General features: G+C 61.8%; 14 protein-coding genes and 1 tRNA gene. 10 read left to right on the forward strand and 5 right to left on the reverse strand.

Features of this window, described 5'->3' with window-relative positions; all coding sequences use genetic code 11:
* Positions 1-25 precede the first annotated feature (25 nt).
* The 6 genes from ABS767_RS06255 (at position 26) to ABS767_RS06280 (ending at position 5,677) form a co-directional block, all read left to right on the forward strand.
* Positions 26-1,411, forward strand: coding sequence for an RNB domain-containing ribonuclease (locus ABS767_RS06255; protein WP_408077496.1), 1,386 nt, complete (start codon positions 26-28; stop codon positions 1,409-1,411).
* A gap of 64 nt (positions 1,412-1,475) precedes the next feature.
* Positions 1,476-2,543: a hypothetical protein gene (locus ABS767_RS06260; protein ID WP_408077497.1), complete on the forward strand. Its 1,068-nt coding sequence runs from the start codon at positions 1,476-1,478 to the stop codon at positions 2,541-2,543.
* Between the two features lie 87 nt (positions 2,544-2,630).
* Complete coding sequence (locus ABS767_RS06265; RefSeq protein ID WP_408077498.1) at positions 2,631-3,380, forward strand: EAL domain-containing protein; 750 nt, start codon at positions 2,631-2,633, stop codon at positions 3,378-3,380.
* 48 nt (positions 3,381-3,428) lie between these two features.
* The gene (gene trmB, locus ABS767_RS06270; RefSeq protein ID WP_408077499.1) at positions 3,429-4,109 is read left to right on the forward strand and encodes a tRNA (guanosine(46)-N7)-methyltransferase TrmB; all 681 of its coding nucleotides are present in this window, start codon (positions 3,429-3,431) and stop codon (positions 4,107-4,109) included.
* A gap of 58 nt (positions 4,110-4,167) precedes the next feature.
* Positions 4,168-4,241 (forward strand) — tRNA-Gly (locus tag ABS767_RS06275).
* Between the two features lie 200 nt (positions 4,242-4,441).
* A complete protein-coding gene (locus tag ABS767_RS06280) occupies positions 4,442-5,677 on the forward strand; it encodes a tyrosine-type recombinase/integrase (protein ID WP_408077500.1) in 1,236 nt (411 codons plus the stop codon).
* Positions 5,678-5,795: 118 nt separating this feature from the next.
* Here ABS767_RS06280 and ABS767_RS06285 read toward each other — a convergent pair whose 3' ends face one another.
* Positions 5,796-6,689, reverse strand: a complete 894-nt coding sequence (locus ABS767_RS06285) for a DUF4238 domain-containing protein (RefSeq protein WP_408077501.1) — start codon at positions 6,687-6,689, stop codon at positions 5,796-5,798.
* A 250-nt stretch (positions 6,690-6,939) separates the two neighbouring features.
* On the opposite strand from ABS767_RS06285, the gene ABS767_RS06290 reads away from it, so the two are divergent.
* The 3 genes from ABS767_RS06290 (at position 6,940) to ABS767_RS06300 (ending at position 10,227) form a co-directional block, all read left to right on the forward strand.
* Positions 6,940-7,773 (forward strand): hypothetical protein, encoded by an 834-nt coding sequence (locus ABS767_RS06290; RefSeq protein WP_408077502.1) that lies wholly within the window; start codon positions 6,940-6,942, stop codon positions 7,771-7,773.
* A gap of 533 nt (positions 7,774-8,306) precedes the next feature.
* Complete coding sequence (locus tag ABS767_RS06295) at positions 8,307-9,326, forward strand: thymidylate synthase (protein WP_408077503.1); 1,020 nt, start codon at positions 8,307-8,309, stop codon at positions 9,324-9,326.
* Entirely contained in the window at positions 9,313-10,227 is a 915-nt protein-coding gene (locus ABS767_RS06300) for an alpha-glutamyl/putrescinyl thymine pyrophosphorylase clade 3 protein (protein WP_408077504.1), read from the forward strand. The genes ABS767_RS06295 and ABS767_RS06300 overlap by 14 nt, the downstream gene beginning before the upstream one ends.
* A gap of 19 nt (positions 10,228-10,246) precedes the next feature.
* Here the strand turns inward: ABS767_RS06300 and ABS767_RS06305 are convergent, their stop codons facing one another.
* From ABS767_RS06305 to ABS767_RS06320, 4 genes are all read right to left on the reverse strand, one after another.
* The gene (locus tag ABS767_RS06305; protein ID WP_408077505.1) at positions 10,247-11,350 is read right to left on the reverse strand and encodes an ImmA/IrrE family metallo-endopeptidase; all 1,104 of its coding nucleotides are present in this window, start codon (positions 11,348-11,350) and stop codon (positions 10,247-10,249) included.
* The gene (locus ABS767_RS06310) at positions 11,347-11,676 is read right to left on the reverse strand and encodes a hypothetical protein (RefSeq protein ID WP_408077506.1); all 330 of its coding nucleotides are present in this window, start codon (positions 11,674-11,676) and stop codon (positions 11,347-11,349) included. Before ABS767_RS06310 ends, ABS767_RS06305 begins: the two co-directional genes overlap by 4 nt.
* A gap of 76 nt (positions 11,677-11,752) precedes the next feature.
* Complete coding sequence (locus ABS767_RS06315; protein ID WP_408077507.1) at positions 11,753-12,124, reverse strand: hypothetical protein; 372 nt, start codon at positions 12,122-12,124, stop codon at positions 11,753-11,755.
* Between the two features lie 272 nt (positions 12,125-12,396).
* A complete protein-coding gene (locus ABS767_RS06320) occupies positions 12,397-13,173 on the reverse strand; it encodes a restriction endonuclease (protein WP_408077508.1) in 777 nt (258 codons plus the stop codon).
* 594 nt (positions 13,174-13,767) lie between these two features.
* On the opposite strand from ABS767_RS06320, the gene ABS767_RS06325 reads away from it, so the two are divergent.
* A complete protein-coding gene (locus ABS767_RS06325; protein ID WP_408077509.1) occupies positions 13,768-15,603 on the forward strand; it encodes an AIPR family protein in 1,836 nt (611 codons plus the stop codon).
* Positions 15,604-15,617: the final 14 nt, after the last annotated feature.

Raw genomic sequence — 15,617 nt, forward strand, 5'->3', positions numbered from 1 at the left:
GGTTTGCTGCGGCTAGGCTCGGCCGATGAAGACCATTGCAGACCCTTCTCGAGCGCTGACCCGCGGTCTTCGATCCATACGCACCGAATTCCAAGTCCCGCAGGGCTTTCCCCCGGAGGCATTGACGGCAGCCGAGGCGGCGGCGCGCCGGGTGCCGGGCGATCATGCCGACTGGACCGGTCGACACTTCGTCACGCTCGACCCGGCAAGCGCCACCGATCTCGATCAGGCATTCGCGATCGAGCGGGCGGGGCGCGACCTTATCCTTCATTATGCAATCGCCGATGTCGCCTGGTTCGTCGACGAGGGCGGGCCGATCGACGCGGAGGCATGGCACCGTGGCGAGACGCTCTACCTTCCCGACGGCAAGGCTGGCCTCTACCCGCCCGTGCTGTCGGAGGGAGCGGCGAGCCTGTTGCCCGATGGTCCCCGTCCGGCCGTCGCCTTCAGCATCCGGGTCGACGCACATGGCGCGGTGCGGCTCGATGCCGCGACGCGGGTCGTGATCCGCAACCGTGCCAAGCTCGCCTATGAAACCGTGCGGGAGGCGGACCTGCCCGACGGATTCGCCGATCTCGCCGCGCGCCTGACCCGCGCCGAGGCCGAGCGCGGCGCCGCGCGCGTCGATCCGCCCGAGCAGGAGGTGAGCGCGGGACCCGATGGGCGTCTCGCGCTGGTGTTTCGCGAGCGCCATCCGAGCGAAGACCAGAACGCCGCCCTGTCGCTCGCCTGCAACATGGCGGTGGCGGACGCCTTGATCGCGCACGGCACCGGGCTGTTCCGCGTCATGGCCGAACCCGCCTCGGGTGCCGTCGACCAGCTGCGCATCGTCGCGCAGGCGCTGGAGATCGACTGGCCGGCTGCCGCCACACTCAGCCAGTTCGAACGGAGGCTGGATCCTGCCGATCCGCGTCACGCCGCACTGATGCTGGCGATCCGGCGTGCAGGCAATGGCGCGACATATCGTGCCTTCGATCCCGGCGAGACGCCGTGGCACGCCGCCGTCGCCGCGCCCTATGCCCATGCGACGGCGCCGCTCCGCCGTCTCGCCGACCGCTATGTGATCCAGGCGGCGCTCGCGGTGGCGAACGGCCTGGCGGTTCCAGCACATGTCACGGCCGCTTTCGCGCGCTTGCCCAAGGCGATGGCGCGTGCGGACGGTCGTGCGGCCCGCATCGACGCGGCGGTGATCGCCATGGCCGAGTCGGTTACGCTTGCGGGGCGCGAGGGCGAACGTTTCGCCGCAACGGTCACCGACATCGGCGAGCGCGGCGCGAGCGTCCAGCTGTGCGGGCTGCCCGTCACCGCACGAATCGAAGCGACCGGGCTGACGCCGGGCGACTCCCTCGACCTTGTCCTGGTCGAGGCCGATCCGGCCAGGCGCCACATCGCCTTCGACCGGGTGATCTAGGCCCAATTCCATTTGGCGATTCAGGGGTTTGCTGGCACGCTGTCTGCCCCAGGGAGGGGCCGCCATGCTCCGTCGTTCGATCGCCGTCACGCTGCTGTTGGTCACGCCCGCCGTCGCTCAGGACAAGCCCGGTACGATCGAGGTGGCCGAAAATATCTCGTTCCGCCACGATCACACCGGCTTCACCTTTCCGCCGGAACTGATCGGACTCAAGCGCGCGCCCGGCGCCGAACTCGTCAAACCCCAGCTCGACCTGTTCTTCAGTTATCGCGCTCCCGATCAGAGCGAGGAAGTTTCGGTCTATCTCTATCGCGTGAAGAGCGGGTCGCTGGCGCAATGGTTCGACGTGTCCCGGCTCACCGTCGAGGATCGCAATGCTTTGGGTCGCGAGACCGCGGTCGGCGAGCCGGTCGCGTTCATTCCTCCAGGCCAGTCCAACCCATCGGCGCTCAAGATCGCCTGGGCGCTGTCCGACGGGCCGTATCGCAGCACCGCGTTGGCGATGATTCCCATGGGCGAATGGCTGGTCAAGATTCGCCACACCGCCAAGTCGATCGAGGCGGCTTCGCTACAGCGACGGACTGAAGCGGCGATCGCCGCGCTCGGCTGGCCCCAGCGGATCGTCCCTGCAACCGATGCCGTGCCGGTCGCCGCATGCACCGTCCCGCTCGCGCTCAAGGGAAGTTCGAAGCCGGCGCGGACCAGCGGTGCGGGGACGCTGCTCGACGCGATGATGGCGCAGATGGAAGGGGGCGGTTCGGCCGGCAAGGAGGAGCGCCGGAACCCGGAAAAGGACGCACAGCCGCTGCAATGGTGTCGCGACGATGCGGTGAAGAGCCCGCTGCGGCTCTATCGTCCGGTCGGCACGCGCGACACCTATCTGATGGCCGCATCGGATGCCGGGCTCGCAATCTGGGTCAGGCCTGGGCTGAGCGGTCTGCTTGACAAAAAAAATGCCGCACAGACCTGGGCGGTCAGCATCGTTCGGCCCGGCGATACGATCAACTATGCCCCCCGCGACCGGCTGCCGCTGCCGAGCGAGATCGGGACGATCGTTAACGGCAACGCGACCTCCCGCGTCACCACCTGGGGCGAGGCGGCGGTGAACATCGATGCGGGTCAGCTGAAATAGCCGCCCTACGGCCGTGATGTGGAAGATTCCCGCAGCCGGTTAACCATCGCTGTCGCGTCCATCCTAAAATGGCGGGTGGAGACGTGAATGCAGACCCAGGCGCTACAGATGATCGACGAAGACCCCGACTTCCAGCTGCATATGGCATTCCAGCCGATCTGGGATGCGCGGCTTGGCGAAGTCTACGCCTATGAAGCGCTGGCACGCGGCCCGCATGGCGAGATGGCGGCCGAGGTTCTGGCGCAGGTCACGCCCGAGACCCGCTATGCCTTCGATCAGCAGTGCCGCGTCGCCGCGATCACCCAGGCGGTCCAGGCGGGCATCCTCAAGACCACCGCACGGCTCGCGATCAATTTCTTCCCCGATGTGATCAGCGATCCGTTCGCGGACAGCGAACGGACGATGCAGGTCGCCAAGGAAACCGGGTTTCCGGCGGAACGGCTGATGTTCGAGTTTGGCGAGCACGACCGGATCGATGCATGCCGCATGGCCGACACCATCGCGGCGCACCGCAAGATGCACATGCAGACGGTGTTCGACGATTTCGGATCGGGCGATGTCGGGCTGGCCCTGCTCTCGCGCTTCACCCCCGATGCGATCAAGCTCGACCCCGCCCTGATCCGCGGGCTCGCGTCGAGCTGGTCGCGACGCCTGCTGGTCGAGAAGATGATCGAGATGGCGCGCCTGCGCGCGGTGCGATTGATCGCCGAAGGGGTCGAGACCCGCGCCGACTATGAGAAGCTGCTCGCGCTCGGCGTGCGGTATTTTCAGGGCTATTTCATCGCCCATCCGCGCGTTGGCGTGCTCGAAAATCCGCGGTTGCGCCCCGCCGCCTGATCCCGCCGCCTCTTGCCGCGCCGCGCGCGCTTCGCCAAGGGCATCGCGATGAACGATCCGAGCACCATCCGTCGCCTCTATGGACGCGCCAAGGGCCACAAGCTGCGCGCGGGACAACGGGAGCTGGCCGACACGCTGCTTCCCAAGGTCTCCGTCCCGCTGGAAGGGCCGATCGACGCGGCACGCCTGTTCGGCGACGCGCGACCGCTTGAACTCGAGATCGGTTTCGGCGCGGGCGAACATCTCGCCGGGCAGGCCGCGATGCGCCCCGATCACGGCTTTATCGGGTGCGAGCCCTTCCTGAACGGCGTCGTCGGCGCGCTCGGCCATATCCGCGACGGCGGGCTGGCAAATGTCAGGCTGCACATGGGCGATGCGCTCGACGTGGTCGAACGGCTGCCCGATGCGAGCCTGGAGCGGGTCTACCTGCTGCACCCGGATCCGTGGCGGAAGGCGCGACATGCCAAGCGCCGCATGGTCAATCACGGCCCGCTCGATCTGATCGCCGCCAAGCTGAAGCCCGGCGGCGAATTCCGGCTGGGCACCGACGACCCCACTTATTGCCGCTGGTCGATGATGGTGATGAACCAGCGCCGCGACTTCGAATGGCAGGCGCGCACCGCACAGGATTTCCTCACCCGTCCGGACGATTGGCCCGAGACCCGCTACGAGCGCAAGGCCCGGCGCCAGGGGCATGAGGTGTGGTATTTTCGATATCTGCGCGTCTGATCGCAGCCGCTTGACCGCCACGGGGCAGTCGTGGCAGTGCGCTCGCTCCGGCATGGCCGCGGGTATAGCACAATGGTAGTGCAGCAGCCTTCCAAGCTGAATACGCGGGTTCGATTCCCGCTACCCGCTCCAGCCGCCCCTTCCCAAATGTACCCATAAAGTCTATAAAACCCGCGGAAAACCGAGGGTTTTTAGCCCTCTGTCGTCCGAAGAAATCTCATTTCTTCCCGCTGCATCCCTCATCCTTGGGGGCCATTCGGGGGGCCAGCGATCTTCGGGCAATTCGAGTGGCCCCCACATGGGGGCCACTCCTGGCGGAAGGACCAAAAACGATGCCGCTCACAGACGTCGCCATCAGAAACGCGAAGCCTCGAGCCAAGCCATACAAGGTCGGAGATTCTCTCGGCCTCTTCCTCTTAGTGCAGCCAACTGGCGGAAAGCTGTGGAGGCTCAAATATCGCGTCGACGGAAAAGAGAAGAAGCTCGCGATCGGCGCTTATCCTGCCGTTGGGCTGGCGGATGCACGACGCAGACGCGATGACGCTCGCGAGCTACTCGCCCTCGGAAAAGACCCATCGCGAGAGAAGCAACGGCAGAAGGTCCGGGCCAAACTGCAGGCAGAAACAACCTTCGAGGCAATTGCCGCGGAGTTCTGTGAGAAGCGCAAGCGTGATGGCCAGAAGGCGTGGGCACCCGGAACCGCAACCCGCAGCGAGTATCTTCTGTCGTTGCTCAAGGGATCGATCGGTAAGCTCCCAATCTCTGAGATCGAGCCCGCCGATGTGCTGGCCGCTGTTCGAAAAATTGAAAGCAAGGGCAAGCTGGAAAGTGCCCGGCGCACCCTGCAACTTGCGAGCGCGGTATTCCGCTACGCAGTCGCTACCGCCCGGCTTCGATCCGACCCCACCAGAGATTTGCGTGGCGCCCTCACTGCGCCAACCGTCACTCACTACGGCGCGATCCTGGATCCGGTAAGAGTAGGCGAATTGTTACGCGCCATCGACGGTTACGAAGGCCAGCCGATCACGAAGATCGCAATGCAGCTGGCTCCGCACGTCTTCGTGAGACCAGGAGAGTTGCGACACGCGGAGTGGTGCGAGTTCGATCTGAATGGCGCGTTGTGGACGATCCCCGCCAGCAAAACCAAAATGCGGAAAGACCATCTCGTCCCGCTGTCACGCCAAGCGTTGAAAATCCTGGAGGACGCTCAAGCGCTGACGGGACAGCAGGGATATGTGTTCCCCTCCATCCGCTCCAGCAAACGGCCGATGAGCGACAACACGATCAACGCAGGCTTGCGTCGTCTTGGCTACGGGACCGACGAAATGACCGCCCATGGCTTTCGCGCGATGGCCTCGACCTTGCTCAATGAAAGCGGAAAATGGCATCCCGACGCTATCGAGCGCGCATTGGCGCACGGGGACAGCGACAAGGTGCGCGCGGCCTATCATCGCGGCGCTCACTGGAAAGAGCGTGTAGCCATGGCGCAATGGTGGAGCGATCACCTTGATCAACTTCGAAAGGGAGGCGAAGTGTTTCCTATAAAATCAAGGAGAGCAATCGCTTAAGCTAAGCGCCTGCCACGCCCATGGCAGCTTCGCGCCCCAATAGCGGTCATTCAGCCGGTTCCTGAACGACCCCAAAGCCGCCGCGCTCTAGGCTGATCCCACCGCAGCTATTGGGCGGTTAGCTTTGGCGCCAATCAACCACCAGCTCAGAGGAACTCGCCACAAAGCGCTCATCGCAAAATGCGAGAGTGCGCATGTTGATCATATCAACATACGCTTGATCGGCGTTCGCCCTGCCAGTGCGCTTCGTGCGGTCGAACAATGCGCAGAGGCGCGGTGTCAGTGGCATGGTTACCTCTATGCCGGGAGAACCAAGGCCAAAGCGACCTTGTTCTTCGAGCGGCCGGTTTGCATTATACCACACGACCGGATTGTCAGACGTAATGAACCCGATTCCTTCAGGCGCCTCGACGATTGTAAGATTGAGCTGCTCGAGCGTCTCCGCCTCAATCCGGATGTGGCGTAAAAGCCATTTGCCGAAGGGTTCGATCGCCGCGGCGCGTGCCTCATCAAGCGTCATCGATCGCCGTCTGTCGCGAGCGCCAATTGATGAGATCGCAGCCATTCGAGCTCTCTCCTCGGGGGTCGCGCGACGAAGCGCTTGTTCCATTTCGTTGCCGACTGCGACCACTCTGTCCTTGAAAGCTTGCCAATGATCTCGCGCGCGCGGCGATCGAATCGTTGCAGTATAAAGTGCGATGGCCGCTCGATGGCCATCATCGAGGTCGCATCCCCGACTTAAATCTCTTATCTTTTTGAGAAAAACGTCCTCGATCCTGTTGAGGATGCGTTCGGTTGCCAAGTCGCGCTGGCCGTTGGATTCAATCGTATAAAGGTCTTCGGCCGAAAATATTCGGCTCGGTGGTCGCCAGCAGTCATAGGTGCCGTCGCTCTTGTACGTGTGAACGACCTTGTTCGGATGGTTGGGATCACACCACGCTTTTAGATAAGACCGCGGTATCCAATGCTGGTTGACATGCGTTATCATGGAACGTCGTTTGTCGTTTGACATCTTGCGCTCTCGGTTACCTCCAGCGACCTAGCGGCTGCCGAGTGAAGCGAAAAGCACCTTTGCGAACCGGAGCAGGGCGGCGTGGCCGACGAGGAATTGGTGACAAGAGTCAAAATCCCGGACGCGCCGTCACACGCCCGCTTACTGAACTCGCGCGGAAGTGATCTGCGGCAGAAGCGCCGCACCGCCCGCAAGAGCAGATCTTTCAGAATCGCTGTTCGTCGCCCAGATGACGGCAAAAGGACCGACTATGTACTTGTTGTATTGCGACGAGACGAACATGGAAGAGAGGTCTGGTGACTTCCTCCTCTATGCAGGCATATCGATTCCCCCTGACACGGCTCAGCGCCTGTCGGAGGACATCGAACGTGCACGCAAGCGCCTCAAGGTCGCCCCTGACTTCCACCTCAAGTTCAATCCCGGGCCGCCCAATCTAAGCCATTCCGAATTCATCGCACTCAAGGAGGAGATAATTGGCAAGGCAGAGGAGCACGGCGTCCGGTTATTCGCCTACGTCGTCCTTCACGACATAGCGAAGAACAAGGGTGCCGACGAGGCGCGCCGCAACGGCATTAACACGGTGCTGTACCATTTCGATTGCTACCTGAACCGAAAGAAAAATCAGGGCATCGTTATGCTCGATCGCTTCAACGACAAGGGTAACAAGATCGACGGACACACACGGGAAAAGTTTTCCATCGGCCTGCTTGGCCTCCCCTATTCGAAGGAGAAGCGGCTCGGAAACATTCTGGGGGTACACTATTCAACAATCGGCCAGTCGCAGTTTTGCAGCTTGGTGGACATTGTAGTCGGTTCGCTGCGATTTGCGATCAATGCGCATTGCCGAAATCAGGCCGACCACCACGCAACGGCGGGCGCGCTGCTCGAACTGCTCAGCCCCCTGTTCTTCCGCGAGGAGCAAGGCTGGGCTGCATCAGACAAGGTATCAGAGTTGGGCTTCTCGTTCAGCCCGAAGAGCATCCGCAATGCGTCGTACCGAGGAAGGTATGAAAGCCTGAAAACCTTTCTGGCGCAGCACGGCGTCGAGACGATGCAGGAGATCACGGATCGCGCACATTACTAGGTACCATTTACTAGGTACTTTCGACCGTCGTCGGACATTCGTCGACCTAAATAGAATGGAGGAGATCGACCGCTTCATGAGCCTCTCACCCAAAAAGCTGCCGAGCAGCAAGCGGCCCATGAGGGGCCTGTCCGCTATTACGAAAACCAGCCAGTTGGCAAAGCGCCCTAATCCCGGTCGTTCGCCGTACCGAGGGGGAAACCCAAAAGCGGCCGGTCGTTCAGGTGGTGTCACGAGCAGCCGGTCAGTTTCGACCCGTCCGCTTTGGAGCGCCAAACGAGGCGAGCGGACGTCCATTGTGGCGTGGTGGTGCTAAGTCTTTTACTCTCAGCTAAAGGACCTAATTGTCGACGCTGAAAGCACATTGATGCCGTCGCCGCTATCTGGCGCATTCTCGCCGATCATCGCTTCCCGCGCTGAAACTGGATTGCGGCGACAGCCACAAACATCTCATTGACGCTCATAGAAAACTCTTCATCCTCTAGCCTCGAAACAACGATGACACAGGAGCGTCGTCAAGCGCGGCGAGTGGGATGGAGATCGAAGGATTAAGTCTCGACGCGGTATTGCACCAGCTATACCGCAAGTTGCTTGAACACGGCCAATCGGCCGGCGGTACACGCGGCGACCATCGAGAGATCTTGGGTGTAACGCTGCGCATATTGAAGCCGCGCGCGCGAATCAGCCGGTCGGAAAACCGCGGCAAACCGTTCAGCGCCCTAGGCGAGCTCATCTGGTATCTTTCGGGCTCCGACACCCTGGAGTTCATCGGACCCTATGTTTCGCGCTATGCCGACGACGCCGTGAACGGTACCCTCGAGGGTGCGTACGGACCGCGGCTCATCCGGATGCGCGACGGCATCGACCAGTTCGCCAGCGTCGAGGCGCTGCTGAAAGAACGCCCCCAATCCAAGCGCGCCGTCGTGCAGCTGTTTAATGCCGAGGACATCGCTACCCATCACAAGGAGATACCCTGCACGACGACGTGGCAGTTCCTGCTACGGGACGGGCGTCTCCACATGTCGGTCACGATGCGCTCGAACGACGCCTATTTTGGCCTTCCGCACGACGTGTTCTGCTTCACCATGATCCAGGAGATGATGGCCCGGCGCCTCGGCGCCGAGATGGGCGAGTATCTCCAGTACGTCGGCAGCATGCACGTTTACGAGAGCAAGCTCGATGCCATGGCCGATTACGTCGAGGAAGGCGTGCAGCAGACGATCGAGATGCCTCCAATGCCGGCGGGCAACCCATTCGAACTCGTCGGCCACCTGCTGCAGATCGAGCAGCGGCTGCGGAACGGCGAAGAACTCGACGCCTCAAAGGAAACCGCTGATCCGTACTGGGCGGACATCGTCAGACTGCTGCAGGTGTTCTGGGCGCGGGAATGGGTTGAAGATCACCCGAACCGCTTAAAGCAGCTCCGTGCCGAGCTCGCCGATTCCATCTATCATCCCTATGTCGACGCCAGGATGCACCTGAAGCCCAAGGCACGTGCAACTCCGCAAATCGACATCAAGCAGGATCCAGGTAACAAGCATGTGGCCATCTAGGAACGCGGAACGTCAGCGCATCGTCAGCGAACTCGACGCAGCCAAGGGGCCTCTGGACCTTCTAGGACTCCCGGACGCAGCATCCGTGGAGACGTTGGCCATGCAATTCGTCGCAAGCCTGCGCCGCGAGGACTATTACCGCCGTGTTCAAGCAAAGCCGGTGTCGGCCAACCGGGCGGATCCCAACGATCCGTCATTCGACGCCGAGCGCGCTGTCGCGTTCCACATGCAGCAGGGTGACGTCGATGAGGCGGGCTGGCTGATATTCCTGATGACCCACTTCGCCCGCCGTCCGGATACCGGCTGGCTGCGGCTTCAGGATGTCTATGGCCGACTGGGCACTGGAACCTGGAACTGGCCGACGGTCACTGCCGACCCAACCGCCTTCTATCAGTGGCTCGCCGCCAATTGGCAGAACATCCGTGGTGCGTTCGGCAACCACCGCAAGTACGAGAGCCTGCGGCCAAACGCCACGCGGCCGATGGCACAAGCAGTCGCCGACTATTTGGACTGGATCGGGCCAGCCGGCCATCGCGCCTTCTTCGCCGACGCTGTGCGGTCCGCCGGCAACGATCCGCACACGATCTTCGACCATCTCTACGCTATGCTGAAGATCACGTCCTTTGGGCGCTTGGCGAAGTTCGACTATCTTTCGCTCGTCGGGCGCTATGGACTCGCCCCCATCGCGGCAGGCTCCGCTTACCTTGACGGGGCAACGGGACCGGGCCGAGGCGTCCGGCTGCTGTTCGATGGCAACCCGACCAGCGCGACCTCAAACGTTACGCTTCAGGGCAAACTCGACGATCTGGACGCCAGGCTGAACGTCGGCATGGAGGTGATGGAGGACGCGCTGTGCAACTGGCAGAAAAATCCTAAGATCTTCATCCATTATAGGGGATGACCAGCCAGCGCTTGTGCCGCTAATCGAGCAGCGGCTGAAGCTGCTCCCAATTCCAATGCCGTTTCAGATAGTTGAGCTGATCGGGTCGGATCATATCCCGGTGCTGCATCTGCCCAACGGTCAGCCCTGCCGACACGCCGACCTTCACGCTGAACCGCATCACCGGATCTTTCGCCGGGCCGAGCTGCTCGAACTCCTCAATATTGCGCTCCGGCACGATGCAGCGCGAAGCGAAGTCGTTCGCTTCGCGTTCGGCGACATCGCCGCCTTTGCCGTCCATCTCGCCGTCAACGAAGGTCCGGGCGCCATGCAGCAGCAGGTGGCCAATCTCGTGGAACACGGTGAACCAGAACTTGTCGTCGGATAGGCCGCGGAAGCTCAGCAGGATCATCGCCTTGTCCGAAGCGACCATCCTGCTGGCGCCCGATGCCGGGCAGCCCTGCGGAGCTCGCTTCGCGACGACGGCGACACCGGCCTCGGCACACAGTTCCTTCAGCTTCGGCAGAAACAGCTCAGGCCTCTTCACCTTGGACAGCTTGCGGATATCGCCAAGCCTGTCCTCTAGGTTGCCAGCGCTCCAAGTGCGGGTGTCGACTAGGTCGGCGCCCAGCTCTCCGCTGCGTAGCCACATCAGGATCGCAGCGTCATTTGACGTGAACGCCTCGGACTTGCGGAACAGCGTGTCCGAGCAGATCCGCCCGTAGCGCGCGTCCCACGCCTTCAGAGTACCAACGTTGAAGAAAGTCAGCCGCCGCCGAACCTCCGCCCGACGCTTCTCCACCGAAAGCCGACCGCGCGGCTTATCCCCCGGCACCGGCAGTAGAAGCCAATCGTCACCCTCGGTGGCGGTCGCGCGATCTACCGCCCGCTCCAAATCGGCCTCGTAGTTCGCCTGCCGCTTCAGCCAGAACGACTCTGTGCCGCCCAGATGCGCGGCGAGAACCGCCGCCTGCGGCCGGTCGATCGATCCGGTACCGTCAAGCAGGCCGCGCAAAGCAGCCATGCCGCCGTGAAGGTGCTTGGCGACGTCGTTGACCGCCAAGCCCCGCCGGAGCATCAGCGCACGCAGCGAGTCTCCCGGCTTCGAGAACCAGTCGGCCGTGAACTCCTGTCCGTCCGTCAAGGCAACCTCGATATTTGCACCAGCTTCAACCTCGTTACGCTCGACCAGACGACTCGTCCGGCGGCGTCCCGATCGAAACGCTTGCCGGCCACAACAAGGGCCGCTCGATAGTCTGAACCAATCGCGACGGAAAGGGAATCGTCTTCGAGAATTTTTATGTCGCCGCCGAGGAAGTCGGCGAGCTCGTCGACATTCTCGAAGGCTCTGGCTTCAGAGATAAAGTTCACCAGCGCAGCCGCGCTTACGCTGCCAAACAGCTGCTCGGCCCGTTCGAGGTCGACGCATACATCGTGTAGCGGCTGATCCTCGAACGAAATGGTGATCAAAGCGCTCTGTCCTCGCGCACGCGGTCGCCGGCGCCGATCGCCGCAAAGACCGCAGATCGGATCGCATCCTGTACGTTCATTGTGGCAGGGGCGATCCATGCGGCTTGGACTGCTGCTTCGAACGAATTAGATCGATCCGCTCCCAATTCCGTTCCAGCTCACGATCGCCGGCGTCTTCCATGTTTATCTCCGAGGCGCTGCAAAGGCTCGCGAGCGTCACCATCACGCCGCCTACCTCCTGCGACGGCTCTCCCGTCGGCCGTCCGAATACATAATCTACAAGAGCCAGAGCGTCCTCTCGCGTGGCACCGTTCGCCTGGGCGAGCTCCAACGCCTCTTCCAGGAACCGATGGGTGCGCTCCCCTCGATCGGACCGCACGTGCGGTGGGAAGCAGGCCTCGAGCCATTGTTCTACACGGCGCTGGTAGGAAGAAAGTTCTGCCGCCACGTCGACGCCATGCTCCTCAAGGTCAGATATGCTTTGGTAGCGCAGCTAGCGCCACGAAAGGAAGGGAAAGTCGAACACCAGACGAGTCGCGTGCCTAGCCCGAACGAGATCGCCGCGCCCGTGCCACGTTGTGGATAAGCTTAAAGCAGGTAATTGCAGCTCGCTTGATACACGGCAGCTTTGACGAGATCTTGTCAATGATCGCTTGCCTGCTCCGAAACTAATGCCGACGGGAGCATACGAAATTGTGTTTGCGATCATCCCTCGGTCGCTCAAGCGCCAGCGGTATCCAGTCGGCGCTCTAGATCGGCGATCGCAGGTTCAAGCAATTCGAGTACCTCGTCAGCGTTGGCCAAGATAACCGGCAGCTCACACCTAAGCTTCATCGCATCGAACGCGTCCAAAGCGATCGGATAGCCTTTGCGGAAGGCGACGCTAAGGATTCGCTCGGCCGCCTCGGCGACAAAGGTGCCCGTATAAGTGAGGGTCGGATCGCTCACATCGCCGCGAAGGCCTTTTGCTATGCGCTCCGCTTTCGGCATCTCCCAATATCGTTCGCGAGCGGTGCAGGAACGGTCGAACAGTTCCCGCAACCTGAACGATGTCATTGCTGCCTTAGAGCTGTCGCTGAGTTCGGCCAGCGAAGTGACCTGCACGTTGGTGAACTGGGCGGCTTCATAGGCGCCTGATTGAAAACCGGTCTCGCATAGGATGACACCGCGATCGGCGCCCAGGTCGGAGACTATCTCCCGAAGCGCGAGGACGTGAAGCTTGGAGACAGGGTCTTTCCAATGCTTGCACTCGACAACCCACCGGACACTGAAGCCAGCGAGATCGATCTCGACCAAAACATCGACGGCGTGCTTGGTCCTTACGCCTTGGACGGTCGCATCGGTGGATGCCCGCATCCCGAGACTGCGGAAGAATTCTGCCGCTTCCTCCTGATAGGCTCTCCAAGTCGCTGCCAAAGATATTGTCCTTAAGTCGTCGTGATCGCTGCGACGGCCGTTTCCGCATGCGACGATAGTGCGCGCGATATAGCGCGTCACCTCGGTTGTAGCTGACAACAGTTCTATGGTGAGTGAATGGACCCACGCTCCCGGCACCGCGAGCTCCCTAGCCGAATGTCCGCTTTGCCGTCAGCGCTCGCGAAACCTGGCCGCCCGCTCGCGGCCCAAATTGCGCCGTTCCGGGATTACTGGCGCGCATGTGTGCAACTAGGCCGATAGTCGACTGACAGCTTATGGCAGAGATACCGTAAGAAGCGGATGTTCGCTCAGTCGAGCACCCACTTCGGGTTGACCCATGCCCGGATGTTCGGCGTGGTTCCAACCCCCATCTAGTGGCGGACATCGGTTCATGACGCGGCACACAGCGTCGGATGCCGAGATACTTGATCAATCCCCGGTAGGTGTTGCCGCCCCGCTTCGCGGATGTCATGACCACTTGGTGCCCGGCATTATGGCTACTTCCGCATACGACCGCGTGATCGTCATCGACACCCAAGTCGTCTTGGAGACGCGACCGCTCGACCAACTGCCTTGGAGCGAGCTGGGCCCATGCATTGCCGCTTGGAGAAGCTGCGCTAAGCTGGCCGCCGCCTCTACCGGCGACAAGCGCGGAACTCCGACGGGGAAGTTTGAATGAACTCGGGACAGACCCGGAAATACGCGATCCTGACACACATCCTCGACGAGTACGTGAGGGAGGGGAAAGGTGTCAGGCAGCGTAGCTCCCTCTTCGACGACAGCACGGAGGAGCGGAAGAACCAGGCACGGGCCCGGGCGTTCATCCATCTCTACCTAGCCGCAACGTATGGGGTGGTCAGCTTCGAGGACCGCGAGCTGACGATCACTGATGGAAGCCATGACGGCGGCATCGACGCCTATTACATCGACACCGAGAACAAGGTCTTGGACATTATCCAGTCCAAGTTCAGGGTGGATTCGAGCAACTTCGAGTCTAAGAACATCTCCCCCGAAGAGATTCTGTCAATCGACTTGGACCGGATCCTGCAAGGGCACCGCGAGAACGCTGACGGCCAGCGCTACAACGGCCGCATCCTAGCGTTCATCGAGAAGCTGCAGAAAATTCCGGACATCGCGCGATACAAGACGCGAGTCACGATCCTCGCGAACGTTAAGGCGGAGCAATACGCCCTGGTCGAGCGGCTATTCCACGGCGACGAGACCAACATCGTCAACTTCGACCGCTGTTACGGCGAGCTTGTCATGCCGACCATCCGCGGCGAGCAGCACTACACCTCGAGCATGCGGCTCCAGATCGACCTCAGCAACAAGTCGCACAGCTCGCGCCTGAGCGCCGAGATCATGACGGCGCACGGCCCCAGCGAGGTCACCGTCGTCCTCGTCCCCACGCTCGAGATCGCTCGGATCATGTCGCGCTACAAGAACTCCATCCTGCGCTACAATCCGCGGTCCTACCTGGAATTCCGCCAACAGCGGACGAACGAGGGCATCCACCAGAGCATCGTGGAGATCGAGACTGGCGAGTTCGCGATCCTGAACAACGGCATCACGATCGTCTCCGACGAGACCTACGTGAACGAGCGCGTGGGATCCAAGAGCCGAGCCCAGGTGGAGATCGTCAATCCGCAGATCATCAATGGCGGACAGACGGCCTACACCCTGGCGCGGATATTCGACGAGAGCTCCGACGTCGATCGCGAGCGTTTCTTCTCGGGTAAGGAGGTGATGGTCAGGATCATCACGCTGCCGCAGATCGACGAGGAGTCGAAAAAGAACCTTATCCTCAGCATATCGTCGGCCACCAATTCGCAGACCGCGGTGTCCTCCATCGATCGGACCGCGAGCAACGATCAGAACCGCGAGATCGCCGAAACCGTCTTCAGGCGAACCGGCCTGCTCTACGAGCCGAAGCGAGGCGAATATTCCGACGCCCTCAGAAACAAATACATCGACGACAGCGACGTCATCGAACGGGCCCTGTTCACGAGGATCATGCACATCGCCGGCGGGAGGTACACGACGGCCACCCAGCGGAGGATAATGAAGAACACCGGCGGCATCATCCCGGGAATCGATGACGACGGCGTGGTCGACGCCTTTTCGGAGCTGTACGAGATATACACCGAGGTCGCGGGGCATCGAGCGACCACCGAAGGCGCCGACAGGATCATCAACACCCTGGCGTTCGTGGTGTTCGTACGCACGTTCAAGCACAGGCGACAGGATGACGGCGTCACGGACTGGCTCCCGCGGCTGATCGAAGAAGCGCGCGTCCTGTACAAGGACTTCGAGGAGTGGGCGCGGGAGAACGCTCTGGAATTCTCGACCTCGAGAACGGACAAGAAGACGGTAGCGCGCAAGAAGGTGTTCTCCCTGAACAACTGGCGGAGAAGCGCCCGCTACCCGGCCGACGTTCAGACCTACATCGACCTACTGGTCCTCAGCCGAGAGGAAGAGCCGGCGCAGCCACCGGTCACGGCGAAGCAATGATGCGGCGGTCAGGT

This window comes from Sphingomonas plantiphila (genome assembly GCF_046000505.1).
GTDB classification, from domain to species: domain Bacteria; phylum Pseudomonadota; class Alphaproteobacteria; order Sphingomonadales; family Sphingomonadaceae; genus Sphingomonas; species Sphingomonas plantiphila.

Excerpts from the sequence above, each read along its gene's own strand:
- ABS767_RS06280 (WP_408077500.1), top strand. The coding sequence starts at position 4,442 with ATGCCGCTCACAGACGTCGCCATCAGAAACGCGAAGCCTCGAGCCAAG.
- trmB (WP_408077499.1), top strand. The coding sequence starts at position 3,429 with ATGAACGATCCGAGCACCATCCGTCGCCTCTATGGACGCGCCAAGGGC.
- ABS767_RS06265 (WP_408077498.1), top strand. The coding sequence starts at position 2,631 with ATGCAGACCCAGGCGCTACAGATGATCGACGAAGACCCCGACTTCCAG.
- ABS767_RS06260 (WP_408077497.1), top strand. The coding sequence starts at position 1,476 with ATGCTCCGTCGTTCGATCGCCGTCACGCTGCTGTTGGTCACGCCCGCC.
- ABS767_RS06295 (WP_408077503.1), top strand. The coding sequence starts at position 8,307 with ATGGAGATCGAAGGATTAAGTCTCGACGCGGTATTGCACCAGCTATAC.
- ABS767_RS06300 (WP_408077504.1), top strand. The coding sequence starts at position 9,313 with ATGTGGCCATCTAGGAACGCGGAACGTCAGCGCATCGTCAGCGAACTC.
- ABS767_RS06255 (WP_408077496.1), top strand. The coding sequence starts at position 26 with ATGAAGACCATTGCAGACCCTTCTCGAGCGCTGACCCGCGGTCTTCGA.
- ABS767_RS06285 (WP_408077501.1), bottom strand. The coding sequence starts at position 6,689 with ATGTCAAACGACAAACGACGTTCCATGATAACGCATGTCAACCAGCAT.
- ABS767_RS06325 (WP_408077509.1), top strand. The coding sequence starts at position 13,768 with ATGAACTCGGGACAGACCCGGAAATACGCGATCCTGACACACATCCTC.
- ABS767_RS06290 (WP_408077502.1), top strand. The coding sequence starts at position 6,940 with ATGTACTTGTTGTATTGCGACGAGACGAACATGGAAGAGAGGTCTGGT.